The organism is Micromonospora sp. NPDC005257, from assembly GCF_042872445.1.
Classification (GTDB): domain Bacteria; phylum Actinomycetota; class Actinomycetes; order Mycobacteriales; family Micromonosporaceae; genus Micromonospora.
Genome location: NZ_JBIAKL010000007.1, coordinates 60,077 through 84,273 on the forward strand (window position 1 = coordinate 60,077; position 24,197 = coordinate 84,273).

16 protein-coding genes are annotated in these 24,197 nt (G+C 71.6%); 11 read left to right on the forward strand and 5 right to left on the reverse strand.

Annotation, left to right across the window (positions count from 1 at the left end; genetic code table 11):
* Positions 1 to 19: 19 nt before the first annotated feature.
* From ACFYO8_RS16440 to ACFYO8_RS16450, 3 genes are all read left to right on the forward strand, one after another.
* The gene (locus ACFYO8_RS16440) at positions 20 to 1,675 is read left to right on the forward strand and encodes a sodium:solute symporter family protein (protein ID WP_354871091.1); all 1,656 of its coding nucleotides are present in this window, start codon (positions 20 to 22) and stop codon (positions 1,673 to 1,675) included.
* A gap of 17 nt (positions 1,676 to 1,692) precedes the next feature.
* Positions 1,693 to 2,016, forward strand: coding sequence for a hypothetical protein (locus tag ACFYO8_RS16445; RefSeq protein ID WP_355015044.1), 324 nt, complete (start codon positions 1,693 to 1,695; stop codon positions 2,014 to 2,016).
* 74 nt (positions 2,017 to 2,090) lie between these two features.
* Entirely contained in the window at positions 2,091 to 2,474 is a 384-nt protein-coding gene (locus tag ACFYO8_RS16450; RefSeq protein WP_354871095.1) for a hypothetical protein, read from the forward strand.
* Between the two features lie 108 nt (positions 2,475 to 2,582).
* On the opposite strand, the gene ACFYO8_RS16455 is transcribed toward ACFYO8_RS16450, so the two are convergent.
* Positions 2,583 to 4,391: a glycoside hydrolase family 6 protein gene (locus ACFYO8_RS16455; RefSeq protein ID WP_354871098.1), complete on the reverse strand. Its 1,809-nt coding sequence runs from the start codon at positions 4,389 to 4,391 to the stop codon at positions 2,583 to 2,585.
* A gap of 565 nt (positions 4,392 to 4,956) precedes the next feature.
* On the opposite strand from ACFYO8_RS16455, the gene ACFYO8_RS16460 reads away from it, so the two are divergent.
* Both ACFYO8_RS16460 and ACFYO8_RS16465 read left to right on the forward strand, forming a co-directional pair.
* A complete protein-coding gene (locus ACFYO8_RS16460; RefSeq protein WP_387257303.1) occupies positions 4,957 to 6,051 on the forward strand; it encodes a hypothetical protein in 1,095 nt (364 codons plus the stop codon).
* Positions 6,052 to 6,130: 79 nt separating this feature from the next.
* Positions 6,131 to 6,946 carry a class F sortase gene (locus ACFYO8_RS16465; RefSeq protein ID WP_387257335.1) on the forward strand — a complete coding sequence of 272 codons (816 nt, stop codon included), beginning with the start codon at positions 6,131 to 6,133 and terminating at the stop codon, positions 6,944 to 6,946.
* Between the two features lie 64 nt (positions 6,947 to 7,010).
* Here ACFYO8_RS16465 and ACFYO8_RS16470 read toward each other — a convergent pair whose 3' ends face one another.
* Positions 7,011 to 12,077 (reverse strand): NAD-glutamate dehydrogenase, encoded by a 5,067-nt coding sequence (locus tag ACFYO8_RS16470; protein ID WP_354871103.1) that lies wholly within the window; start codon positions 12,075 to 12,077, stop codon positions 7,011 to 7,013.
* A 288-nt stretch (positions 12,078 to 12,365) separates the two neighbouring features.
* Between ACFYO8_RS16470 and ACFYO8_RS16475 the strand changes: the two genes are divergently transcribed.
* The 6 genes from ACFYO8_RS16475 to ACFYO8_RS16500 all read left to right on the forward strand — a co-directional run bounded on the left by ACFYO8_RS16475 (position 12,366) and on the right by ACFYO8_RS16500 (position 19,949).
* The gene (locus ACFYO8_RS16475) at positions 12,366 to 14,324 is read left to right on the forward strand and encodes a penicillin-binding transpeptidase domain-containing protein (protein WP_387257305.1); all 1,959 of its coding nucleotides are present in this window, start codon (positions 12,366 to 12,368) and stop codon (positions 14,322 to 14,324) included.
* A gap of 269 nt (positions 14,325 to 14,593) precedes the next feature.
* A complete protein-coding gene (locus tag ACFYO8_RS16480) occupies positions 14,594 to 15,061 on the forward strand; it encodes a hypothetical protein (RefSeq protein ID WP_387257307.1) in 468 nt (155 codons plus the stop codon).
* Positions 15,058 to 18,045, forward strand: a complete 2,988-nt coding sequence (locus tag ACFYO8_RS16485) for an alpha/beta fold hydrolase (RefSeq protein ID WP_354871110.1) — start codon at positions 15,058 to 15,060, stop codon at positions 18,043 to 18,045. Before ACFYO8_RS16480 ends, ACFYO8_RS16485 begins: the two co-directional genes overlap by 4 nt.
* 139 nt (positions 18,046 to 18,184) lie before the next feature.
* Positions 18,185 to 18,394 (forward strand): hypothetical protein, encoded by a 210-nt coding sequence (locus ACFYO8_RS16490; protein ID WP_354871112.1) that lies wholly within the window; start codon positions 18,185 to 18,187, stop codon positions 18,392 to 18,394.
* A complete protein-coding gene (locus ACFYO8_RS16495; protein WP_354871114.1) occupies positions 18,391 to 19,176 on the forward strand; it encodes a PhzF family phenazine biosynthesis protein in 786 nt (261 codons plus the stop codon). Before ACFYO8_RS16490 ends, ACFYO8_RS16495 begins: the two co-directional genes overlap by 4 nt.
* Before the next feature lie 2 nt (positions 19,177 to 19,178).
* Complete coding sequence (locus ACFYO8_RS16500) at positions 19,179 to 19,949, forward strand: 2OG-Fe(II) oxygenase (RefSeq protein WP_354871116.1); 771 nt, start codon at positions 19,179 to 19,181, stop codon at positions 19,947 to 19,949.
* Between the two features lie 13 nt (positions 19,950 to 19,962).
* Here ACFYO8_RS16500 and ACFYO8_RS16505 read toward each other — a convergent pair whose 3' ends face one another.
* From ACFYO8_RS16505 to ACFYO8_RS16515, 3 genes are all read right to left on the reverse strand, one after another.
* The gene (locus tag ACFYO8_RS16505; protein WP_387257310.1) at positions 19,963 to 21,198 is read right to left on the reverse strand and encodes an arginase family protein; all 1,236 of its coding nucleotides are present in this window, start codon (positions 21,196 to 21,198) and stop codon (positions 19,963 to 19,965) included.
* A gap of 58 nt (positions 21,199 to 21,256) precedes the next feature.
* Positions 21,257 to 22,174, reverse strand: a complete 918-nt coding sequence (locus ACFYO8_RS16510; protein ID WP_354871120.1) for a tetratricopeptide repeat protein — start codon at positions 22,172 to 22,174, stop codon at positions 21,257 to 21,259.
* Between the two features lie 179 nt (positions 22,175 to 22,353).
* A complete protein-coding gene (locus tag ACFYO8_RS16515) occupies positions 22,354 to 24,042 on the reverse strand; it encodes a methylmalonyl-CoA mutase family protein (protein WP_354871123.1) in 1,689 nt (562 codons plus the stop codon).
* Positions 24,043 to 24,197 lie beyond the last annotated feature (155 nt).

Here is a 24,197-nt window from a genome sequence, read left to right on the forward strand (position 1 = left end):
ACACGAGGGGAGCACCGGCATGGGCGCCGGCCTGCGTCTGGACATGAACGCGGTGGACTATCTGATCCTCGCGCTCTACTTCGTCACCGTGCTCGGCGTCGGTTTCGCCGCCCGGCGCGCGATCCGTACGAGCGTGGACTTCTTCCTCTCCGGCCGCTCGCTGCCCGCCTGGGTCACCGGCCTGGCGTTCGTCTCGGCGAACCTGGGCGCGCTGGAGATCATCGGCATGGCCGCCAACGGCGCCCAGTACGGCATCATGACCGTGCACTACTACTGGATCGGCGCCGTACCGGCGATGGTCTTCCTCGGCATCGTGATGATGCCGTTCTACTACGGCTCGAAGGTCCGCAGCGTCCCCGAGTACCTGCGGTTGCGCTTCAACCGCCCCACCCACCTGCTCAACGCGATCAGCTTCGCGGTCGCGCAGGTGCTCATCGCGGGCGTGAACCTCTACGCGCTGGCCCTGATCATGCAGGCGCTGCTCGGCTGGCCGCTCTGGTTCGCGATCATCGTCGGCGCGGTGATCGTGCTGGCGTACATCACCGTCGGCGGGCTCTCCGGCGCGATCTACAACGAGGTGCTCCAGTTCTTCGTGATCATCGCCGGCCTGGTGCCGATCACGGTGATCGGCCTGGTCAAGGTCGGCGGCGTCAGCGGCCTGATGGACGCGGTACGCGGCTCCCGGCTCGGCGAGGCCGGCCTGCACGCCTGGGAGGGCACCGGCAGCACCGGCAACCCGCTCGGCGCGCACTGGCTGGGCATCGTGTTCGGCCTCGGCTTCGTGCTTTCCTTCGGCTACTGGACCACCAACTTCGCCGAGGTGCAGCGCGCCCTGTCCGCGCGGAACATGAGTGCCGCCCGGCGTACGCCGATCATCGCCGCGTACCCGAAGCTGCTCATCCCGGCCGTCACCGTGATCCCCGGCCTGATCGCCCTGGTCACCGTCAAAGGGCTGGGCGCCGACGAGGGCGACCTGGTCTACAACAACGCGATCCCGCTGCTCATGCGCGACCTGCTCCCGAACGGCGTGCTGGGTATCGCGGTGACCGGCCTGGTGGCCTCGTTCATGGCCGGCATGGCCGCGAACGTCAGCGGGTTCAACACCGTCTTCACGTACGACATCTGGCAGGCGTACTTCCGGCGGGACGAGCCGGACGAGCACTACGTGAAGGTGGGCCGCCTCGCGACAGTGGGCGCGGTCGTGATCGGGATCGGCACCGCGTTCATCGCGGCCGGGTTCAGCAACATCATGAACTACATCCAGGCGCTGTTCTCGGTCTTCAACGCGCCGCTGTTCGGCACGTTCATCATCGGCATGTTCTGGCGGCGGATGACGCCGCTGGCCGGGTTCTGGTCGTTGCTGTCCGGCACCCTCGTCGCCACCGCCACGTACCTGCTCTACAAGGGCGGCGTGATCAGCTTCAACTCGGACCTGGAGGAGAGCTTCTGGGGCGCGGGCCTGGCCTTCGCCACCGCCGCGGTGATGGCCGCGATCGTCACGCCGCTGACCCGGCCGAAGACCGACCGGGAGCTGACCGGACTGGTGTACGGCCTCAGCGACAGCACACTCGCCGACGACTCGCTGGCCGGCGACGCCGCCTGGTACCGCTCCCCGGTGCTGCTCGGCGTCGTCGCCGTGATCCTCGCCGCCCTGTTCTACATCCCGGTCTTCTGAAGGAGGGGACGCACGCCGTGGCAGACGACGCGGACCGCCACTACCAGGGCGGCGAGGCGCACGACCCGCTTGTCGACGAGACCGAGGACGCGCGGGAGGCCCGCTCGGCCGCGGCCCGGTTGTTCGACATCCGCCGGGTGATCGGCGGCCTGTTCGTGGCGTACGGGCTGATCGTCGGGCTGATGGGGCTGTTCGACACCTCCGCCGAGATCGAGAAGGCGCAGGGTGTCCGGATCAACCTCTGGGCCGGCGCGGCGATGCTCGTGTTCGGCCTGCTGATGCTGCTGTGGCAGCGGCTGCGCCCCACCGAGGCGGCGGAGCCGCGGCGCGACGACTCCTGACCCCCGCGCCCGCATGGCGCGGCCCGCACCGGGTACGCCGGGCGGATCACGCGAAGCGACAGGAGGGCAGCAGCATGACCGATCGTGACCGCGGTGGCGAGCGGCCGCTGGAGGAGACCCCCGAGGTGGCCGCGGCGGTGGACGACGACAGCACGGTGCCCCAGTTGCGCAGCGGCGGCACCGACCCGGACAATCCCGTCTTCACCGAACCAGACGGCGCGGTGCCCGACACCGGCTCGCCGAACCTCATCGGTGACCCGTACGCGGCCGGGACCGGCGCGACCGGCACCGGCACCGGCGCCGCCCCGGACGGCATCCGCACCGGCGCCGAACAGCCCTGGGACCCGGAGGATCTGGTGCAGGCCCGGGGTCAGGACGTGACGCCGGAGAACCTGGAGCGGGCCCGCCGCGATCTGGCCGAACTGGGCCGGGCAGCGATCGAGCGCACCGTGCCCTGACCCCGGGACGGCCGAGGGCCCCTGGCCGACGTGGGCGTCGACCAGGGGCCCGGGGAACCCGCGCGGGCGGTGCCTCACTCCCGCCGCCGCGGGTGGTCCGGCCGCGGCTCAGGAGAGCGCCGGGTACGCGTTCTGCATGAGCTGCTGGAACTGGGCCGCGAACCACGCGCCGGAGATCGGCGCGTCCGGCAGCGCGCCGGACATGTTGTTGCCGTTGCGGGCGTTACCGGTGTAGGTCGGGTCGCACATCCGGTCGAAGCCCTTGCCCTCGCTGTTCGGGATCTCCTTGCTGGAGCCGTCCGACTCACCCGGGGGCTTCACCCAGACGTAGGCGTCGATCCCGGGCTCCGGGTTGGCCCGCGGCCGCTCGCCGAGACCCGCGCCGGCCTGGTTGCACCAGTTGCCGGTGTGGAAGCGGCGGTCGACCCGGCCGCCGTCGACGTACGCGTCCACGCTGGTCGACGGGCCGGGGCCGGTCGGCCGGGCGGTGCCGCCCCAACCGTTGCGGGAGGTGTCGATCAGCATGCCGATGTTGCTGTCGAAGCCGATCGAGACCAGCTTCTGCCGGAACGCCTGGGCGAACGACAGCTCGTCGAGGTACTGGTTCCAGTCGGCCCACTTGGACTGCCGGACGGTCTGGCCGTTCACCGTGTCGGTGATCTTGACGTACGGCTCCTTCAGCGCGGAGTAGTTCGCCGTGTTGACGATGAAGCCCTGCACGTTGGCGACGGTGCTGCCGGACGCCACGGCGGCGGCCTTGAGCTGGTCGGCGACCGGGCCGAAGTTGCTGTCCCAGCCGATCCAGCCGTGGTGGGCGGCGTCGATGTAGTTGTAGACGTTGCCGATCGCGCCCAGCTTCGCCAGGGCGTAGCCGACACCGTTCACGTACGCGCCGTTGGCCTTCACCGTGTCACACATGACCGTGCCGCCCGCGTTGCCCGAGGTGTTGGTCACCAGGTTGGGCAGCGAGTCGATCTCGATGATGTTGACGATGCGCAGGTTCCGGTACTTCGCCTCGCCCTGGATCGCGGCGATCGGGTCGATGTACTCGGACTTGTAGCGGGGCAGCTCGTCCGGACCCAGCTCGCCGTTCGAGGCGAGCGCGGAGCAGTCCCGGCCGGGCAGGTTGTAGATGACGAACTGGATGTAGCCGGCACCCTGGGCGAGCGCGGCGTCCAGGTGGTCACGGACGCCCATCGCGCCGTTGGAGCTGCTGTCCGGCGTGCCGTTGATGGCGGCGATCCGGTCGAGCCAGACCGCGGTCGGGTTGTTCGACACCCGGTTGCCACCGGCGACCGACTCGGCCTTGGCCTTCCACTCGGGGTTCACGTACCCCTGGACGCCGGCGTACGGGTTGTCGACCCGCTGCCCGGGCGGCGGGGTGGTCGTCGGCGGCGGCGAGGTCGGCGGGGTCGACGTCGGCGGCGTGCTCGTGGGCGGCGTGCTGGTCGGCGGCGTGCTCGTCGGCGGGGTGCTGGTCGACGGCGTGCCGCCGTTGCAGACCGTGCCGTTGAGCGTGAACTGGGTCGGCTTGGGGTTGCTGCCGCTCCAGGAGCCGTTGAAGCCGATGGTGGTGCTGGCGCCGCTGGCGAGCGACCCGTTGTACGCCTCGTTCTGCGCGGTGACGTTCTGCCCGCTCTGGGACCACCTCGCGGACCAGCCGTTCACCACCCGCTGGGAACTGTTCGGGAAGGTGAAGCCGAGGTTCCACGAGCTGAGCGCGTCACCGATGTTCTTGATGGTCACGGTGCCGGTGAAACCACCGGGCCAGTCGCTGGTCGTATAGGTCACGCTGCACTGGGTGGCGGCCTGCGCCGCGGTGACCGGGAGGGTCACCAGTCCACCGGCTACCAGGACGCCGGCGCTGGTGAGCGCAAGCGTCCGGTTCCGGCCGGACAGCCTTCTCCACAGATTCATGCCACTGATCTCCTTGGGCGAGACCGGATCCGCGTACGGCCCGGCGCAAATGGCGGCTGTGGTCGTCCTGCGGGAACGGCCGTGCGCGCCACGGGTTACTTCGGGGGACGCCCGCCCGGACGGGCGTTGGGGGTGGTGGTGCCGACCGGTCCGCAGGACCGGCCGATGGAGACGGACGTCGGCCGGTGGTGCCGGCTGCCCTCGACGTCTGAGCTCGCGGTGTGGCTCCCCGAACCGCGTGCAGCGATTCTTGCATGGGAGCGCTTCCATGGCAATGCCTCGATGCGCCACCACCCACCCTACCGCCGCCCGGCGTCGCCCTCGCCCGGCGCTGGGCCGCGCGGACGAGGGCGACGGCCGGGCGGAACGGCATGGATGCCGAAACAGCCCGGCGGCCCCAGGGAGCTCCACTCGCGCGTAGAGGTCGGGGAGCACGCGCCCGGGTCGCATCACTGGCAAATCCCTAAAAGCGAATCTTTCCCCGAATAAGTCGTGAAACGGTCTAACGTCAGCCTTAGCTCGACTGACGTCGGGCTCAGGACGAACAGGGATGGAGACGCTGGTCATGGCTAAGAAGATGCTCGGGAAGGTGATCGCGGGCGCCGCTCTCGGCGGAGCGGGCCTTCTCGCGTTCACCCCGGGAATGGCCTACGCGGGTGGGCACGACGAGGGCAAGGTCATCGCCAAGCCGCACGCGGTGAAGGCCGGGGACACCGTCGAACTGCTCGCGATCTGCTCCGAGCCGCAGAAGCACGCCACCGTCTGGTCGGAGGTGACCGGCAAGGTCGACCTGCGCCCGGCCCGGAACGGCGAGCACGGTGACTGGGCCGACCGCGGCGGCGACCAGGGCGGCGACCAGGACTGGGGCTGGGACGCCGACCTGGGGCCGGACGGCAAGGGCGACCACGGCAAGGGCCCCGGCGGCAAGGGCGAGCCGGGCGAAGACGGCCACGGGCCGGGCGGACCCGGCGCACCGGGCGGACCCGGCGGCAACGGCCCGGGCGGGCCGGGGAGCGGCACGCCGCGGCCTCCGGCGGACCAGCCGCAGCCGGGTGGCGCCGGTGCCGGTGCGGCCGCCGACGCCGATGCCTGGCAGGGGCACGACGAGTACGGCCAGGACGCCGAGCCGGGCTGGGACAAGGAGCAGCGGGGCACGCCCGACTGGACCAAGGACGAGCACGGCCCGGACGGCAAGGACCGACACGCCAAGGACGCCAAGGACGAACACGGCAAGGACGGCAAGGACGACTGGCAGGCGAGCGGAGGCGCCTGGCAGGACGACAAGGGCGCCTACGGCAAGGACGGTAAGGACGAGCACGGCGGCTGGCCGGGCGAGAAGGGCGGCAAGGACGGCGAGGACCGGCCGGGCGGCGACTACGGCAAGGACGACGCGGGCTGGGAGCACGGGAAGGACTTCGTCTACTACGGCGAGGCCACCGTCTCGCACGACGCCCGGCCGGGCCGGTACGAGCTGCACGGCGCCTGCGGTGAGGGCGAGCTGGTGGTCCTGCCGCGCGGTGGGGTCGACGGCGGCGACGGCGGCATGACGACCACCGGCGTGGACCGCAACCTCGCCACCGGCGGCGCGGGCATGATCGGCGCCGCGGCGCTGGGCGGCCTGGTGCTGCTGCGTCGGCGGCGGGCCGGTGGCTCGGTCTGACCGGACGACGACCCGGGCCGGCGGCCGTCACGGAAGTCCGTGGCGTGCCGCCGGCACGGCCGTCGTCGTCCTGTTCGCCATGCTCGGCGCCGGTCTGGTCGGCGCGTCCGTCCGGACCGATCCGCCGCCCAGACCGCCACAGCCGATCACGCAGGCGGGCCCGGTCGCCACCGACCTGTCCGGCGATCCGGACGGTGCCTATGCCCACCCGGACACCGCGGGGGAACCGGCACCGGACGCCGCCGACCGGCCGGTACCCGGCAGCGGGCAACCGACCGTGGGAGGCAACGGGCAGACGACGCCCGGCCCCACCACCATCGGACCCGGCGCCCCGCCGGGCACCCCGAACCCAGGTGCCGCCGGCACCCAGGGTATCCCGAGCGCCACGAACACCCCACCGGCCCCGGCGGCGACCCCCGCCACCGGCCCGGCCCCGCTGCCCCGGTCGGCGCCGATCACCATCTCGATCCCCCGCATCGGGGTGCAGGCCCCGATCATGTCGCTCGGCACGAACCCGGACGGCACGGTCCAGGTGCCCCCGCTGGAACAGGCCATGAAGGCCGGCTGGTACTCCCCCGGCGCCAGCCCGGGCGAGGCCGGCAACGCGGTGATCGTGGGTCACGTCGACTCCGCCCAGCTCGGCCCGGCGGTGTTCTTCAACCTCGGCGCGCTGGTGCCCGGCGACACGATAGTGGTCGCCCGCCAGGACGGCTCGGCAGCCACGTTCACGGTGCGGGAGGTCGGGTCGTACCCGAAGACCGCCTTTCCCGCCGCGCAGGTCTACGGTCCGTCGGCCGCGCCCGCCCTGCGCGTGGTGACCTGCGGCGGGGTGTTCGACAAGACGGCCGGCAGCTACCTGAACAACATCGTCGTCTACGCCGCGATGACCGGCTGAGGCCGGGAACGGCGGTGGCCCGGTGGTCGGGGAACCGACCACCGGGCCACGCGCGCGTCAGCGGTCAGACCGCCGCCGAGGTCCGGACCAGGGTACGGATCTGGCGCAGCAGCACCGACAGCGCGGACAGGTCGGCGCGGGACTCGTCGAACTCCCCCATCGCCCGGTGCGCCCGGTGGATCGAGGTGGCGTTCGCCTGCTCCCACTCCTGCACCCGCTCCACCGGCGGCACGTCCTCGGACGTGGACCCGAGCACCTCCGCGGTGAGCGCGGCGAGCGCGGCGTACAGGTCGTAGCGCAGCGCCATCCGGGCCAGGGTCTGCCACCGGTCCTCGCGTGGCAGCAGGGAGATCTTCGACAGCAGCGCGTCGACCCGGAACCGGTCGGAGAGCACGAAGTAGACCGAGGCCACCTCGTCCACGTCCCGCCCGGCCGCCTGCGCCGTCTCGACGATGTCCAGCAGGCCGAAGCTGTACATCAGGCGGGTCGCCTGCTCGGCCAGGTCACGCGGCAGCCCGCGCTCGACCAGCGACTCGATGTGCGCCGCGATGGCCTCCCGCTCGGTGCCCCAGAACCGGTTCTCCAGATCCGGCAGGAGCCGGGCCACGCCGTCGCGCAGCCGGGCGATCTCCGCCGGCACGTCGATCGGCGACCGCCGGTTGGTGACCAGCCAGCGCACCGCGCGGTCGAGCAGCCGCCGGGTGTCCAGGTAGACGGCGGTCTGCAACTCGGGCGAGACCTTGTTGTCCAGCGCCTCGACCGCGTCCCACAGGTCGCGCAGGCCGAACACCTCGCGGACCACCACGTACGCCCGGAGCACGTCGGCCGCGGAGGCCGCCGTCTCCTCGACCACCCGGAAGACGAACGAGATGCCGCCCCGGTTGATCGCCTCGTTCACCAGGACCGTGGTGACGATGTCCCGGCGCAGCCGGTGCCGGCCCATCCGTTCGGCGAAACGCTGCCGCAGCGGCGTCGGGAAGTAGTTGACCAGGATGTCGGTCGTCCACTCCTCGTCCGCCAGGCCCTCGCCGACGATCTCGCGCTCCAGCACGATCTTGACGTACGCGAGCAGCACCGCGAACTCCGGCGCGGTCAGGCCGCTCTCGGTGCGGACCGCCAGCTCCTCGTCCGACGGCAGCGCCTCCAGCGCCCGGTTGAGCGCACCGGACCGCTCCAAGTCGTTGATCATCCGCCGGTGCACCGGGAGCAGTGAGGCGGCCTGGGCCTGGGCGTTGTTGAGCGCCCGCGCCTGGTCGTAGTTGTCCCGCAGCACCAGCTCGGCGACCTCGTCGGTCATCTGGGCCAGCAGCTCGTCGCGCTCCGGCCGGTCCAGCTCACCGTCGGCCACAGCCGTGTTGAGCAGGATCTTGATGTTGACCTCGTGGTCGGAGCAGTCCACACCGGCCGCGTTGTCGATGAAGTCGGTGTAGATGCGGCCGCCGGTCGCCGCGTACTCGATCCGGCCCTGCTGGGTGAAGCCCAGGTTGCCGCCCTCGCCGACCACCCGGCAGCGCAGGCCCTTGCCGTCCACCCGGATGGCGTCGTTGGACTTGTCCCCCACCTCGGCGTTGGTCTGGCTGGACGCCTTGACGTAGGTGCCGATGCCGCCGTTCCAGAACAGGTCGACCGGCGCGGTGAGGATCGTCTTCATCAGCTCCTGCGGACTGAGCTGCGTGACGTCCTCGTCGAGGCCGAGCACCGCGCGGACCTGCGGCGAGATCGGCACCGACTTCGCCGTACGCGGATAGACGCCGCCGCCTTCGGAGATCAGGTCGCGGTCGTAGTCCTCCCACGACGAGCGCGGCATGTCGAACAGCCGCTTGCGTTCCTGGAAGGACCGGGCCGAGTCCGGATCCGGGTCCAGGAAGACGTGCCGGTGGTCGAACGCGGCCACCAGGCGGATGTGCCTGGACAGCAGCATCCCGTTGCCGAACACGTCGCCGGACATGTCGCCGACGCCGACCACTGAGAAGTCCTGCGTCTGGGTGTCGTGCCCCAGCTCCCGGAAGTGCCGCTTCACCGACTCCCAGGCGCCCCGGGCGGTGATGCCCATCTTCTTGTGGTCGTAGCCGGCCGAGCCGCCGGAGGCGAACGCGTCACCCAGCCAGAAGCTGTGCGCCTCGGAGATCTCGTTGGCGATGTCGGAGAACGTCGCGGTGCCCTTGTCGGCGGCCACCACCAGGTACGGGTCGTCGCCGTCGTGCCGGACCACGTCCTCGGGCGGCACGATCTCGCCGCTGACGATGTTGTCGGTGACGTCGAGCAGCGCGGAGATGAACTCCTTGTAGCAGACCACCGCCTCGTCCCGGTCGCCCGGCTTCTGCTTGAGCACGAAGCCGCCCTTGGCGCCGACCGGCACGATCACCGCGTTCTTCACCATCTGCGCCTTGACCAGGCCGAGCACCTCGGTCCGGAAGTCCTCGCGCCGGTCGGACCAGCGCAGGCCGCCGCGGGCCACCGGCCCGTAGCGCAGGTGCACGCCCTCGAAGCGGGGCGAGTAGACGAAGATCTCGAACTTGGGTCGCGGCGCCGGCAGGTCCGGGATGGCCTGCGGGTCCAGCTTGAACGCCACGTACGCCTTGGGCCGCCCGCGCACCGGCTTCTGGTAGAAGCTGGTCCGCAGCGTGGCCTGGATCAACGTGAGGTACGCCCGCAGGATGCGGTCCTGGTCGAGGCTGGCCACCTCGTCCAGCGCCGCGCCGATCTCGTCGACCAGCTCGCCGCTGCGCTGCCGGCGCTCGTCCAGCGTGGTCGCGCCCGGCGCGAACCGGGTCTCGAACAGCTTCACCAGCAGATCGGCGATACGCGGGTACGCGATGAACGTCTGCTCCATGTACTCCTGGGAGAACACGGTGCCGGCCTGGCGCAGGTACTTCGCGTAGGCGCGCAGCACGACGACCTGCCGCCAGGTGAGCCCGGCGCGCAGCACCAGCTCGTTGAAGCCGTCCACCTCGGCCTCGCCCCGCCAGGCGGCGGCGAAGGCGTTCTCCACGTGCGGCCGCACCTCGGCCAGGTCCTGGTGCCGCTCGGGCAGCTCCAGCCCGAAGTCGTAGAGCCAGATCCGGCCGTCGACGCGCTCCACCTCGTACGGGTGCTCGTCGACCACCTTCACGCCGAGCGAGTGCAGCACCGGCAGCACTGCGGAGAGCATCATCGGCTCGCCGTACCGGTAGACCTTGAACCGCACGTCCATCGCCTCGTCGGCGTCGGTGGCGCGGGCGGCGTACGGGCGCGGCGGCGCCTGCTTGCGGAACAGGTGCATCTCCAGCTGGCCGGGCTCCTCCAGCAGTTCCAGCTTCGCCAGGTCCTTCATCGCCTCGTACGGCGTGTGCCCGTCCTTGTAGCCCTCCGGGAACGCGTCGGCGTACCTGGCGAACAGGTGCTTGGCCTGCTCGTCGCCGAGCTTGCGCTCCAGCACCAGCCGGTAGTCGTCGTCCCACAGCCGGGTCGCGTCGGCCAGTTCCTCGGCGAGCAGGTCGGCGTCGATCTCACCGGGCGGGTTGCTGGGGTCGGTGCGCACGATGAAGTGCACCCGGGCCAGCATCGACTCGGTCACCCGGGTGGTGTAGTCGACGCCGATGCCGTTGAGCTCGCGCAGCAGGATGTCCTGCATGCGCAGCCGGTTCTGCGTGGTGAACCGGTCCCGCGGCAGGTAGATCAGGCAGGAGATGAACCGCCCGTACGCGTCCCGGCGCAGGAACACCCGCAGTTGCCGGCGGCCCGCCATCCGCAGCACGCCGATCACCGCGTGGTAGAGGTCGTCGGTCTTGATCTGGAACAGCTCGTCGCGCGGGTAGGTCTCCAGGATCTGCAGCAGGTCCTTGCCGGAGTGGCTGCGCAGGCTCAGGCCGGAGCGGTCCAGCACCTCGGCGACCTTGCGCCGGACCACCGGCAGCTCCTGCACGCTGGTCCGGTACGCGGCGGTGGAGAACAGCCCCAGGAAGCGCCGCTCCCCGACCACCTCGCCGGCCTCGTTGAAGATCTTGAAGCCGATGTAGTCGAGGTACGCCGAGCGGTGCACTGTCGCACGCGAGTTGGCCTTGGTGATGATGAGCAGGCGCTTCTCCAGCACCTTCTCGTGCGCCTCGGGCGTCATCGACTTGAGCGACCGGGCCTCCGGCGAGTCGGAGCGCAGGATGCCCAGCCCGGTGCCGAGGACGGCTTCGAGTGCCTGCCCGCCACGGGCGCCGTCGGTGGCGACCAGGCGGTACTCGCGGTAGCCGAGGAACGTGAAGTGGTCGTGCGCGAGCCAGCGCAGCAGCTCCACCGAGTCCGTGATGTCCTTCTCCGGCACCGGCGGGCGGTTGTCCGACGTCCGGGCGGCGGCCAGCTCGTCGGCGAGCGCGAGGGCCCGCTGCCGCATCTTCGGCCAGTCCTCGACCGCCTCGCGCACGTCGGTGAGCACCCGCTGCAACTCACGGCGCAGCGCCTCCCGCTCGGCCGGGTCGCGGACCGGGTCGATCTCGATCCGCATCCAGCTCTCGACCAGGTCACCGGCGATGGCGTCGTCCGGTTCCACGTCCGCCGAGACCTCGGTGAGCCGGCCCAGCGGCTCGCGCCGCACCACGACCAGCGGGTGCACCAGCAGGTGTACGTCCAGGTGGCGGGAGTTCAGCAGGGCGGTCACCGAGTCGACCAGGAACGGCATGTCGTCGGTGACGATCTCGACGACCGTGTGGTGCTGCTCGGCGTCCGGCTCGTGGATGCGCAGCTTCAGCTCGCCCGGTACCCGCTGCTGGGCCAGGTCCCGGTGGGCCCGGGCCGCCTCCAGCATCTCCTCGGCGGTGAAGCCGATCAGCTCCTCGTCCGGCGCGAACCGCCAGAAGCGGTCCACGAGCGTGGCCGCGTCGTGGTCGTCGCCGGCCAGGGCGACCGCCTGGGCGACCAGCCGTTCCGCGTTGGGAACGGGCTCGTCCAGCTCGGCGTCCTCCGACCCGTCGGCCAGTGCCTGCGCGGGCAGGCCCAGGTCGTAGAGGGTGTCGATGCTGGAACCGGTCATCCCGGTCACGCCTGTGTCGAGACGGCTGAAACCGTCTCCGTCGGTCGCCGAATCGAAGCTGTCGTCGTCGTCCCGGCCGGTGTCAGCCTGCCGGAGGTCGGGTCCCGGTTTGATCGCCGGACGCCGGTCCATCGGTGCCACTCCCCTCGACCCACCGCGTTGTGGGTCACTCTGCCGCCCAGCCTAGGCCCTACCGCGTGGTACCTCCCGCGGTGGATCATCGGCCGGACGTCCGGATCGGGACTTCGTCCTTTCACCCGTTGCGGGTCTGTGGTCGGCCGTTCGCGGAGTACCCCGACTGGCGATGTTCATCACACTGCCACACACGGCTCGTCGCGCTGCCGGAGGCCGTGGCGGGGCGGTGGCGAGCGGCGGGCCGTACTAGCGTGCAGGGCAGTTACGCACCGGAGGGACTGCTTCATGCCCGTGTCGTACCCCGTACGCCCCCGTCACACCCGTCACCGCGTCCTCGCGGCGCTGGCCGCCGTCCTGGTCACGGCCGGCGCGCTGACCGGATGTTCCGGAGACGACGGTCCGGACGCGGCCGTCGAGGAGTTCCTCGTCGGCTGGCGCTCCGGCGACCTGCACGCGGTCGGCTTCGTCGAGCCGACCGGCGGGCGGCTGCCCGCCGCCGAGGTGACCAAGCAGATCCAGGCGCTCGCCGGCGCGCTCTCGTCCGGCCAGCCGGAGCTGGCACGCACCGGCGAGATCACCACCCGGGGGGACATCGCCACCGCCCGGGTCAAGGTGAGCTGGGCGCTGCCGGGCGGCGGCCGCTGGGACTACGAGAATCCGGTACGCCTCAAGCGCGGCGGCGACGACCAGTGGCAGGTGATCTGGGAGCCGTCGGTGGTGCACGAGAAGTTGGAGAGCGGCGACCGGATCGCGCTGCGGCGGGAGCCGGCGCAGCGGGCGGGTGTGCTGGACGCGGCCGGCCAGCCGATCGTCGCGCCGCGCCCGGTGGTCCGGGTGCAGGTCGTTCCCGGCGAGGTCACCGACGTGCCCGGCCTGGTCCGGAAGCTGGACGCCGCGTTCAAGGCGATCCGGCCCGCGCTCACCCCGCCGGTCGACCTGAGCGACCTGCCCAAGCGGCTCAAGGAGGCGAAACCGGACGGTCTCGTCGAGGTGGTGACGTTGCGCCAGGAGGCGTACCGGCAGATCAAGCCGCGCATCTACGACCTGTCCGGCACCCGGTTCGCCACCGAGCAGCTCATGCTGGCGCCGACCCGCGAGTTCGCCCGGGCGCTGCTCGGCTCGGTCGACCAGGCCACCGCCGACGACCTCCAGGCCCACCCCGACCGGTACGCGCGCGGCGACCTGGTGGGCCACGGTGGCCTCCAGGGCCGGTACGACGAGCGGCTGCGCGGCGTCCCCGGCGTCACCGTGATCAGCGAGCGGATCACCCCGGACGGCAAGGTCGAGCCGACCGGCACGGAGCTGTTCCGCAGCGAACCGAAGCCCGGGCAGCCGGTGAAGACGACGATCGACACGGCCACTCAGGTCGCTGCCGACGCCGCGTTGCGTGGGCAGACCCGCCGGTCCGCCCTGGTCGCCATGCGGATCAGCGACGGCGCTGTGCTGGCCGCCGCGAACGGACCGGGCGCGGCGGGCGACAACCTCGCCTTCACCGCCCAGGTGCCGCCCGGCTCGACGTTCAAGATGGTCAGCGCGCTCGGCCTGCTCGACCGGGGCGCGGTGACGCCGCAGACGATCGTCGACTGCCCGAAGACGTCGACGGTCGAGGGCCGGGTCTTCAAGAACTCGGACGACTTCGAGCTGGGCCGGGTGCCGTTCGCCACCGACTTCGCCAAGTCGTGCAACACCGCCTTCACCTCACTGGCGCCGAAGCTCGGCCCGGACGGGCTGGCCCAGGCCGGCCGTACGCTCGGCCTGGAGGCCGCGTGGGATCTCGGCACCGAGGCGTTCACCGGCAAGATCTCCGCCAACGGCCCGGCGCCCGAGCAGGCCGCCGCCGCGATCGGCCAGGGCACCACGCTGGTGAGCCCGCTGGCGATGACGAGCGCCACCGCGGCCGTGGCCCGGGGGAAGTTCGAGCAGCCCAGAATTCTGCTCGACCCGGCGCCGGCCAAGCCTGCGCCGTCCGGCGAGGCGCTCAAGCCGGAGTCGGTGGCGGCGCTGAAGTCGATGATGCGCGGGGTGGTCACATCGGGCAGCGGCAGCGCGCTGGCGGACGTGCCGGGCGAGCCGGTGCACGGCAAGACCGGCACCGCGGAGTACGACAACAACCCGGCGCACACGCACGCCTGGTTCGTCGGCTGGCAGGGCGACGTGGCCTTCGCCGTCTTCGTCGAGCAGGGCGGGGCGGGCTCGAAGGTGGCGGCGCCGATCGCCGAGCGGTTCCTGCGCGGCCTGGCCTGATTCCCGGCAGGTCATCACGCACGGTGATCGATCCCTTCGTCACGGACGGTAGCCGGCGTGGGCCCAGAGCGGACCCGACCGCAGTCCCACCGGGGGGACTGAGCGGCCGCGCAGACGTCGCCGGTGACTCTCCGGAGGAATCGCCGACAATAGCGTGAGCGAAAGCCACGTTGCGTGTTATCGCCGGTCGCATCTTCCGCTATTCATCCAGACCGATCGCCAAACCGTTTTGCCCACTCGTGCGATCCTGGTCAATGTGGGGTCACTGGATGATACGACTCCCGACCGCAGCAGAAAGGGCCCCGGTGTTCCCTGACCTTTACGCGACCACCGCCCAGGTTCTTCCCGTTCTGCTGCTCGCGCTGATCTGGGAGTCACGATTTCTGGATCGCCTTCGCGAGCAGAACCGCCGGCGCCGGAGTGAGGACCCCGATGGCGTCCTCTTCTGGACCCGGCCTCGCGTCCGGGCGTATTCCCTTTTCATCGTCGCCACCATCGTCACCGGAACGGCACTGGCCCTGCTGGTGCTGGCCGAGGTGCTGCCGCACGGTCCCGCGCTACGCGCCGGCGTGACGGCCTGCGTGCTCCTGGCGCTGGCCACGCTGCTCACCCGCGTCGTGGTGGATGTGCTGGCCGCGACCCGTCGTGATGCGGAGCCGGGCGTGGCCGAACCGTCCGTGACCGCGCCACCGGCACCCGCCCCGCCGGTGCCCGCCGCTCGGGACGAGCCGCGATGAACCGCGTCGACGTGGTTTTCGTGCACGGCCTCTTCTCCTCCCGACGCGCTTGGGAGCAGATGGCCCGCCTGCTGACGACCGACCCGGAGCTTCCCTCGCTCCGAGCCCACTTCTTCGAGTACGACTCGAAGGTCGTCCGGCTACGCCCGGACCGGCGGATACCGCGCATGGACGACATCGCGGACCGGCTCGGCACCTACCTCACCCACGAGATCGCCGAGGCAGAGCGGATCGTCCTGGTCTCGCACAGCCAGGGCGGGCTGGTGATCCAGCGGTACCTGGTGCGGACGCTGGCCCGGGGCGGAGGGCAGGAACTGGCGCGCATCCGCCGGGTGGCGATGTACGCCTGCCCGAATTCCGGGTCACAGTTTCTCGGCTCCCTGCGACGAATGATGCCTCGTTGCCGCAATCCCCAGGAGCGGGAATTGCGTCCGCTCACCAAAGAGATCACTGAGACCTACGACGCCCTCCAGCGTGGCGTTCTTCAGGCCCGGAAGGCCGGATCCCACGAGTGGCCGCTGCCGATCTCCACGTACGCCGGAATGTCCGACAACATCGTTCCCCCGTACGTCGCCAAAGGATCATTCACCGCCAGCGGGGTGGTGGACGGCGACCACTTCTCGGTGATCCGCCCCGCGACCCGTGACGATTCCCGCTATCTGGCGCTGCGCAAGGAAGTCCAGACCGCCGCCGAGGCGGGCGAGTCGCAGGTGGCCGAGGCCGCCGCGGACGGAGTCGTCACCACGACCCCGGCCGGAGGCTCCGCCGCGGAGGCGCCTGCCGACCGGCCGGAGCGGGCCGGGCGAATCTCCGTCGAACCACCGCTCAGCCTCCTGGACTTCCCGCTCTACGGCCGGGACGAGCTGATTCAGGCGATCCTGTCCCCCGAGCCGGGCGAGGAGACGCGTTCCGTGCACGTCCTGCACGGACTGCCCGGTGCCGGCAAGAGCTACCTCGCGCTGGAGGTCGCCCGGCGCACCCGTCTCGCCGGCCGGGAGGTCTGGTGGGTCGACGCCCAGCGTCTCAGTTCCAACATGCGCGAGGTGGCCACCCGGCTCGGCGCCCCGAGCGGCCTGGTCGATCGGGCGTGGTCGGGGGACGCGAGTGCCACCGACCTGGTCTGGCGCTTTCTCGACAAGGCCGAGAACCGGTGGGTGCTGATCATCGACAGCGCCAACGACCCCCGGCTGCTCGACCCGGTCGACGACGATCTCACCTCCGGCCGGGGCTGGCTGCGTCCGCCGCAGGACCCCGCCAATCTGGTCGTGGTCACCAGCCGGGACGGCGACCGCAACACCTGGCCGGCCTGGTCGGAACGGCACGCCGTGCGGCCGCTGACCGACGAGGAGGGCGCACTGGTGCTGCTGGACCGGGCCGGCAGCGCGGCCGGCACGGTGGAGCAGGCGCGTGAGTTGTCGGCAACGCTCGGCGGGCTGCCGATGACGCTGCGCACGGTGGGCGCCTACCTGAAGTCCGTCCACACCACGCAGATCTACCAGGGCCCGCAGGTGCTCCGCGACTTCGAGAGTTTCCGGGTCGAACTCCAGCAACGCCTCGCCGGGCCACCGGGCGCGCCGAAGCTCGACGAGCTGACCGGTCTCGGGGTCACCGCACAGGTCTTCGACATCTCGCTGGAACTGCTGCTCCGGCGTGGTCTCACCCAGGCCGGGAATCTGCTGCGGGTCCTCGCCTGCCTGAGTGTAGGCCCGGTGCCCTACTACCGGCTGTTCGACCAGGACGTGCTCAAGAGATCCCCGCTGTTCTCCGAGTTCACCGCGCAGCAGCAGTTGACCGTCCTGGAAGGACTGGCCGACCTGTCCCTACTGACCCCGGACGCGCTACCGGACGTGCGGATCGAGGACTTCCGGCACGTGCTCTCACTGCATCCGCTGGTGCACGGCATCATCCGGGACGACCGCGAGTTGCGCCGGCAGGCCTCCGAGTACCACGCGCTCTGCGCGCAACTGCTCACCGCCGCGGTCCGGGGCCTCAACCCCGACGCGACCGCCGACTGGGATGGCTGGTACCTGCTGGCTCCACACACCATCGGGCTGGCCCGGGACCACCTCCGCGGCAGCGGCATCCGGTACGAGCGGCTGACGGTGCTGGCGGTGCTGGAACTCGTCCGGCTGACCGCGCGTTATCTCCTCGCCACCGGCCTGGCGCTCTCCGCCGAGGAGATTCTCGTGCCGGTGGTGGACAACTGCGCGGCGTACGGCATGAGTCCGACCGACCGCGAGATCCTCGCACTGCGGCACGAACTGGCCCGGGCGGCACTCGAACAGCAACGGCCGGCGGAGGCCGAGGCGCTGCTCCGCGACGTGGTCGCCGGCCGCGAGGCGTTACTGGGCCCGCAGCACCCCGACACGCTCGCCAGCCGGCACAAGCTGGCCCGGTCCATCATGGCGTTGAACCGGTGGAGCGAGGCGGAGCAGGAACTGCGCGCGATCGTCATCGCGGAGGACAAGGTCCGCGGCCCGGAACACTCGGACACGATGATCATCCGGCACACGCTGGCCCGGGCGATCATGCATCAGGACCGGACCATCGAGGCCGAGGCGATGCTGCGGGAAATCCTCGCGATCAGGCTCCGCAACTGGGCGCCCGAGGAACCGGAGACGCTCCTGGTCCGGCAGAGCCTCGCTCGGTGCCTGTACGTCCTCTCCCGCTTCGACGATGCGGCGGATCAACTCAGGGCCGGCCTCGCCGGCCTACGGGCGGACGAACTGGTGCGGCCGGAGGCGCTGCTGCTGCGGTGGACTCTCGCCCAGGTGCTGATCGAGAAGGATGTGGCCGAGGCCCGCGCGGTGCTCACCCGCCTGCTGGAGGACCGTGAGCGGGTGCTCGGCGAACACCATGCGGACACGATCGTCACCCGCGAGACGCTCGCCCGGCTGGCTCCGTACGTGGTACCCCGCCAGCCCGGCGAGGCGGAACGGGAACAGAACGATCAGAGCCCACGGCGGACGGATTACGAGACGTGACTGATCTTCGGTTAGGCGGGCTACGTGATATCAGGAGGAAATGTCGTCCATCGAACTCATGCCATCCTCCGAATGGAGGTTGTACTGGTGGCCGCGGCGTATCAATCTCTAGAGGCAACGCTCGACGCAGGGGGCGCGAATGTCTGTCGACGACCAGCCGGGACCGGAACAGCCCAGCACCGAACAGGGGCGCCCGCCGACCCCCGCCTCGCGGGCCGAGGCGCTGCGCCAGATAGCCCGTGACATGGCCAAGGCGTACGAGGTGGCGCTGGAGGTCGACCCCCAGCTCTACTTCAGCGGCCGCTCCCCGGTGACCGCCAGCGCGCACGGGTCGGTCGATCGGGCATGAGCGCGGACGGCAGCCGGCTCTTCGTCGTCGACGCGTTCACCGACGAACCCTTCCGCGGCAATCCGGCCGGCGTCGTCATTCTCGCCGACAAGCGGGACGATTCCTGGATGCAGTCCGTCGCGAGCGAGATGCGCCATTCGGAAACCGCATTCGCATCTCCGGCGGAGAACGGCTGGTGGCACCTACGGTGGTTCACCCCCACTGTCGAGGTGGACCTGTGCGGGCATGCCACGCTCGCCACCGCACACGTACTCGGGGGCCACACCCGGTTCCACACGCGGAGCGGTGACCTGTCCTGCTCGGTCTCGCCGGAGGGGTGGATCGAGATGGACTTCCCGGCGGACCCGCCCACCCCGGTCGACGCGCCGGAGCAGCTCCGCGCCGCGCTCGGCGAGGGGATCCGGGTCGTCGCCGTCACCCAGGGCGTGTCCGACCTGCTCGTCGAGGTCGCCGGGCCAGACGACGTGCGGGCCGCCCGCCCCGACCTGGAGGCGCTCGCCTCGATACCGGTCCGGGGCGTCATCCTCACCGCGAACGACGCGTCCCGCGACCGGATCGTCAGCCGCTGCTTCTATCCCGCAGTCGGTGTCCCGGAGGATCCGGTCACCGGCTCCGCCCACTGCACCATCGGGAGTTGGTGGGCCGAGCGTCTGGGCCGGGACGACCTCATCGCCGAGCAACTCTCGCCACGCGGCGGCACCCTACGACTGGGCCGGAAGGGCGACCGAATGCGACTCGGAGGCCGGGCGGTAACCGTCTGGCACGGCGAGATCAAGGTCTGATCTTGAAGCACGCCGAGGAACTGACCGCCGTTACGCTGGCGCAGCTCGCGGAGGGCACTCTCGACGCCATCTGGGTCCGCGGCTTCCACTCGCCGTCGGCCTGCCGGGCGGTGCTGCCACGGCTGGTCGAGGCGTGCGAGCGGTCGCGCTACACCCTGACCGGAGACTTCCAGAGCATCGGAACCTCAATCGGTGAGGCGGCTGAGTCCGACGCCGACGAGCGGCGCTACCTGGAGACCGCGGCCGACACGCTCGCCCTGATCCGTGACGGCATCTTCGCGGGCCGGCTCTCCCCGCTCGACGAGCTGCGATTGCGGCTGGACGAAGCGTGGCCCGCCGGCGCCACGGTGGCCCGGCACGAGGGTCGGTTGATGCTGCCCGGCATCATCCGGCGCTGGCCGGCCGGTGGGCACGCCAACCCGCACATCGACCAACGGGCGATCCCGCTGCTCGCCGCGCACGGTCTGCGCCGCCGGATCGGTACCAACGTCTACCTGGAGGTGCCGCCCCCGGGCAGCGGCGGGCAGGTCGACTTCTGGTCGCTGTGGTCCGACGAGGACACGTACGACGGGCAACGCCGAACCGACTACGGCCTGGACCGGAAACAGCTCGGAGAGCCGCACTGGTCCTGCGCGCCCGGCCAGGGAGACCTGCTGATGTTCGACGCGGCGCGGGTGCACGGCGTACGCCGGGTGGCCCAGGGATCGCGGGTGACGGCGGCCTGCTTCGTCGGTGTGCGCGACCCCGGCCGGCCGCTCGTGCTGTTCGCCTGAACCGCGCCTCCGCCTACGCGGTTCCGTCGGCCGGCGACGCCTCCTCGACCGGCGGCGCGTCCGTGCCGGGCACCGCCACGCGGCGGAGCAGCCCGGGACCGGCCGGCGGTCGCCGATCCTCCGCGTCGGGCCACGACGGCGGCTCCTCGGCATCCGCCGGCGCGTACTCGTCGAGCCCGACGGGTGCGGCCGGCGGGCCGATCGGGTCCGTTGCGACGGCGGGCACCGGCACCGTCACCGCCGCCCGCTCGGCGCGGTGGCTGCCGGCGGCGCGGGGCGCCGGTGCGACCGGCGCGGCCGGCGCGGCCGGCAGCAGCCGGGGCGGCACCGCGTCCGGCGCCACGACCGGGGCGAGCCCGGCCACCACCGTGTTCACGATCTCGGCCGCGTACGCGCCGTCCAGGTCGTAGTCGGGGTCGAAGACGGTCAGCTCGACGCCGAGGCAGTGCGGGGTGTCGACCAGCCCGGCGAGCAGGATCTCCAGCTCGGCGAAGGCGATGCCGCCCGGGTCGGGCGCGTCCACGGCGGGCATCACCGCCGGATCGAGCACGTCCACGTCGATGTGCACCCAGTAGCCGGCGCAGTCGACGAGCTGCTCGTGCGCCCACTGGGCGGTACGGGCGGCGCCCTCGGCGCGCAGCGCCGGCACCGGCCGGGTGGTGATGCCCGCGGCCTGAAGGTCGAGGCGGTACTCGTCCTGCGCGCGGATGCCGAGCACCACCACGTCGATGTCCCGGAAGTACGGCCGCCGGCCCTCGATCGCGGCCAGGTCGGGCTGCCCCCGGCCGGTGACCAGGGCCAGGTTCTCCCCCGCCGCCGCGCCGACGTAGGAGGCGTTGCCCGGGTGCCGGAAGTCGGAGTGGCCGTCGACGAAGACCAGCCCGATCCGGCCGCCGACCGCCTCGCCGAGGCGGTGCATGGCGAGCGCCGAGCCGAGCAGCACCGAGCAGTCGCCGCCGAGCACCAGCGGGAACTCACCCCGGTCGATGATCGCGCCGATCCGGTCGGCGAGCGCCAGGGAGTACGTCGAGATCTCCGGCGCGTGGCAGACGCCGTCGCCGGGCCGCCAGTCCCCCGGGTCGTACCGCGGCGGGGTGAGGCAGCCCGCGTCACGGGCGCGCAGCCGGGCGAGCAGGCCGTGGTCGCGCAGCGCGCCCGGCGCCTTGCCGCAGCCGGGCACGGAGCTGGCGGTGGGCGGGCGCAGCCCGAGGTTCGTCGGCGCGTCGAGGACGGCGATCCGGCGCATCATGGGCTCCCGTCCTCGGCGGTCGGGCGGGCCGGCGGTGCGCCGGCCCGCGCGGGTTGACTCAGAACAGCGCGCTGGCCAGGGCGCGTCGGGCGGAGGCCACGGCGGGGTCCTCCGGGCCGGCGATGGTGAACAGGCCGAGCAGGTGCTGGCGTACCCGGTCCCGGTCGTCCCCGGCGGTGCGCCGGACCAGGCCGACCAGCCGCTTGTACGCCTGGTCGGCGAGGCCGCTGAGCACCTCGATGTCGGCGGCCAGCAGTTGGGCGTCCACGTCGTCGGGGGCGGCGGCAGCGGCGTCCAGCGCGCCCTGCGGGTCCGCACCGGCCACCCGTCGGGCCAGCCCGACCTGCGCCAGGCCCGCCTCCGCCGCCGCGTCCGCGGGCGACTCGGCCAGGATCTTCCGGTACGCCGCCTCGGCGGCGTCGAGGTCGCCGCTCATCAGCGCGTCGTCGGCGGCGTCGAGGCGCGGGTCCTCCGGCTCGGCGAGGGCGACGCCACCGGCCTTGAGCACGGCCTGGAGCCACTGTCGCAACTGCGACTCCGGCACCGGGCCGGGAAAGGCGTCGACCGGGCGTCCGCCGACGATGGCGTACGTGGTGGGCAGCGTCTGAAGCTGGAACATCTGCGCGAGCCGCGGCTGCTGCTGCACGTCGACCCGGGCCAGCAGCCACGCGCCGCCGCCCTCGGCGGCCAGCCGCTCCAGCACCGGGGCGAACTGGTCGCTCTCCGGGTAGCCGGCGGCGCCGAAGAAGACCACTACCGGTGTGGTGAGCGAGCGTTCGAGCACCTCGGACTGGATGTTCGCCTCGGTCACGTCGATCACGGCGGCGGAGCCGGCGGGGCTGCCCGGCAGCCCGGTCGGCCCAGCGCCCGGAGACGGTGTGGCGGAGGAGGTGTCGGCCGGTGCGGGGGTGCGCAGCGCGCTGAGGTCGACCGCGCCGCGGGTGAAGATCGACGAGGTGATCCGTGGGTCGCTCATGGTTGTCTAGTCTCGCACGTGCGTCACGGATCTCCGACCAGCCGCGACGGCGACAGTCGCCACTCTCCCGCCTGCTCAGCCCGGGCGAGGAAGGGCCCCTGTCAACGCCTTTGGTGAGGGAAGGGCCCCTTCTTGACAAACGCCTGTCAAGAAGGGGCCCTTCCCTGCTGGGCGGGGGGTCAGAAGCGGGCGGGCTCGCGGTAGACGCCCCACTCGGCGCGCAGCGCGTCGCAGATCTCGCCCAGGGTCGCCTCGGCGCGGACCGCGTCGAGCATGGCGGGGATCATGTTCTCGCCGGTACGGGAGACCCCGACCATCCGCGCGACGGCGGCCGTGACCGTGGCCTCGTCGCGGGCCGACTTGCGCTCGGCCAGCACCCGGCGCTGCTCCAGCTCCACCTCGTGCGAGATGCGCAGGATCTCCAGGTCCTTGGCGATCGTGCCGGTGTGGCAGTTCACGCCGACGATCTTCTTGTCGCCCTTCTCCAGCGCCTGCTGGTAGACGAACGCCGACTCGGCGATGTGCCCGGTGAACCAGCCGTCCTCGATGCCGCGCAGGATGCCGGAGGTCATCGGGCCGATGGTGTGCGGGCCCTCGCCGCCGAGCTGCTTGATCCGGGCGAAGATCTCCTCCGCCTCGGCCTCGATCCGGTCGGTGAGCGCCTCGACGTACCAGGAGCCGCCGAGCGGGTCGGCCACGTTCGTCACCCCGGTCTCCTCCATCAGCACCTGCTGGGTACGCAGGGCGATCTCGGCCGACTCGTCGGTGGGCAGGGCGAGCGTCTCGTCGAGCGCGTTCGTGTGCAGCGAGTTGGTGCCGCCGAGCACCGCGGCCAGCGCCTCCACCGCGGTGCGTACCACGTTGTTGACCGGCTGCTGGGCGGTCAGCGACACCCCCGCGGTCTGCGTGTGGAACCGCAGCCACTGAGCCTTCTCGCTGGTCGCGCCGTACACGTCACGCAGCCAGCGGGCCCAGATCCGGCGGGCGGCGCGGAACTTGGCGATCTCTTCGAAGAAGTCCACATGGGAGTCGAAGAAGAAGCTCAGGCCGGGGGCGAACGTGTTCACGTCCAGCCCGCGCGACAGGCCCAGCTCGACGTACCCGAACCCGTCGGCGAGCGTGTACGCCAGCTCCTGCGCCGCGGTCGAGCCGGCCTCCCGGATGTGGTAGCCGGAGACGGACAGCGGCTTGTACCGGGGGATCTCCCGCGCGCAGTACTCCATCAGGTCGCCGATGAGGCGCAGGTGCGGCTCGGGGTCGAACAGCCACTCCTTCTGCGCGATGTACTCCTTGAAGATGTCCGTCTGGAGCGTGCCGTCCAGCGTGGACAGGTCGGCGCCCTGCCGTTCGGCGGCGACCAGGTACATGCAGAAGACCGGCACGGCCGGGCCGGAGATGGTCATCGAGGTGGTCACGCCGGACAGGTCGATGCCGTCGAACAGCGCCTCCATGTCGGCCGCCGAGTCCACGGCGACACCACAGTGGCCGACCTCGCCGAGGGCCTGCGGGTCGTCCGAGTCGCGGCCCATCAGCGTCGGCATGTCGAAGGCGACGGAGAGACCGCCGCCGCCCGCGCCGAGGATCATCTTGTAGCGCTCGTTCGTCTGGCGGGCGTTGCCGAAGCCGGCGAACTGACGGATGGTCCAGGTCCGTCCGCGGTAGCCGGTCGGATAGAGACCCCTGGTGTACGGGAACTCGCCCGGCCAGCCGATCCGCTCGAACCCGGGGTACGCGGTGTCCTCCGGCGGGCCGTACACCGGCTCGACCGGCGTTCCGGACAGCGTGGTGAAGTCGGCGTCGCGCTTGCGGGCGGCGTCGTAGCGGGCCTGCCAGCGGGCTCGACCGGCGGCGATCTCGTCAGCATCCATGCGCGGAGCTCCTTCTCAAGTCGTCGTCCCGAGTCCGAGTGTAGAGCGAGATCCTGAACGATCCTTAAGGGCTCGCGTACCCGCCGGTAACCCGGCGGACCGCCCGCCCGGGCGACCCATGGCCGTCGATCCGCAGGTCAGAGCCCTGTCTCACG

What these genes read in the sequence shown, in the direction of transcription:
- ACFYO8_RS16460 (WP_387257303.1), top strand. Translation starts at nt 4,957, where the DNA reads ATGGCTAAGAAGATGCTCGGGAAGGTGATCGCGGGCGCCGCTCTCGGC.
- ACFYO8_RS16470 (WP_354871103.1), bottom strand. Translation starts at nt 12,077, where the DNA reads ATGGACCGGCGTCCGGCGATCAAACCGGGACCCGACCTCCGGCAGGCT.
- ACFYO8_RS16510 (WP_354871120.1), bottom strand. Translation starts at nt 22,174, where the DNA reads ATGAGCGACCCACGGATCACCTCGTCGATCTTCACCCGCGGCGCGGTC.
- ACFYO8_RS16440 (WP_354871091.1), top strand. Translation starts at nt 20, where the DNA reads ATGGGCGCCGGCCTGCGTCTGGACATGAACGCGGTGGACTATCTGATC.
- ACFYO8_RS16480 (WP_387257307.1), top strand. Translation starts at nt 14,594, where the DNA reads ATGATACGACTCCCGACCGCAGCAGAAAGGGCCCCGGTGTTCCCTGAC.
- ACFYO8_RS16455 (WP_354871098.1), bottom strand. Translation starts at nt 4,391, where the DNA reads ATGAATCTGTGGAGAAGGCTGTCCGGCCGGAACCGGACGCTTGCGCTC.
- ACFYO8_RS16465 (WP_387257335.1), top strand. Translation starts at nt 6,131, where the DNA reads ATGCTCGGCGCCGGTCTGGTCGGCGCGTCCGTCCGGACCGATCCGCCG.
- ACFYO8_RS16515 (WP_354871123.1), bottom strand. Translation starts at nt 24,042, where the DNA reads ATGGATGCTGACGAGATCGCCGCCGGTCGAGCCCGCTGGCAGGCCCGC.
- ACFYO8_RS16485 (WP_354871110.1), top strand. Translation starts at nt 15,058, where the DNA reads ATGAACCGCGTCGACGTGGTTTTCGTGCACGGCCTCTTCTCCTCCCGA.
- ACFYO8_RS16495 (WP_354871114.1), top strand. Translation starts at nt 18,391, where the DNA reads ATGAGCGCGGACGGCAGCCGGCTCTTCGTCGTCGACGCGTTCACCGAC.
- ACFYO8_RS16450 (WP_354871095.1), top strand. Translation starts at nt 2,091, where the DNA reads ATGACCGATCGTGACCGCGGTGGCGAGCGGCCGCTGGAGGAGACCCCC.
- ACFYO8_RS16475 (WP_387257305.1), top strand. Translation starts at nt 12,366, where the DNA reads ATGCCCGTGTCGTACCCCGTACGCCCCCGTCACACCCGTCACCGCGTC.
- ACFYO8_RS16490 (WP_354871112.1), top strand. Translation starts at nt 18,185, where the DNA reads ATGTCTGTCGACGACCAGCCGGGACCGGAACAGCCCAGCACCGAACAG.
- ACFYO8_RS16505 (WP_387257310.1), bottom strand. Translation starts at nt 21,198, where the DNA reads ATGATGCGCCGGATCGCCGTCCTCGACGCGCCGACGAACCTCGGGCTG.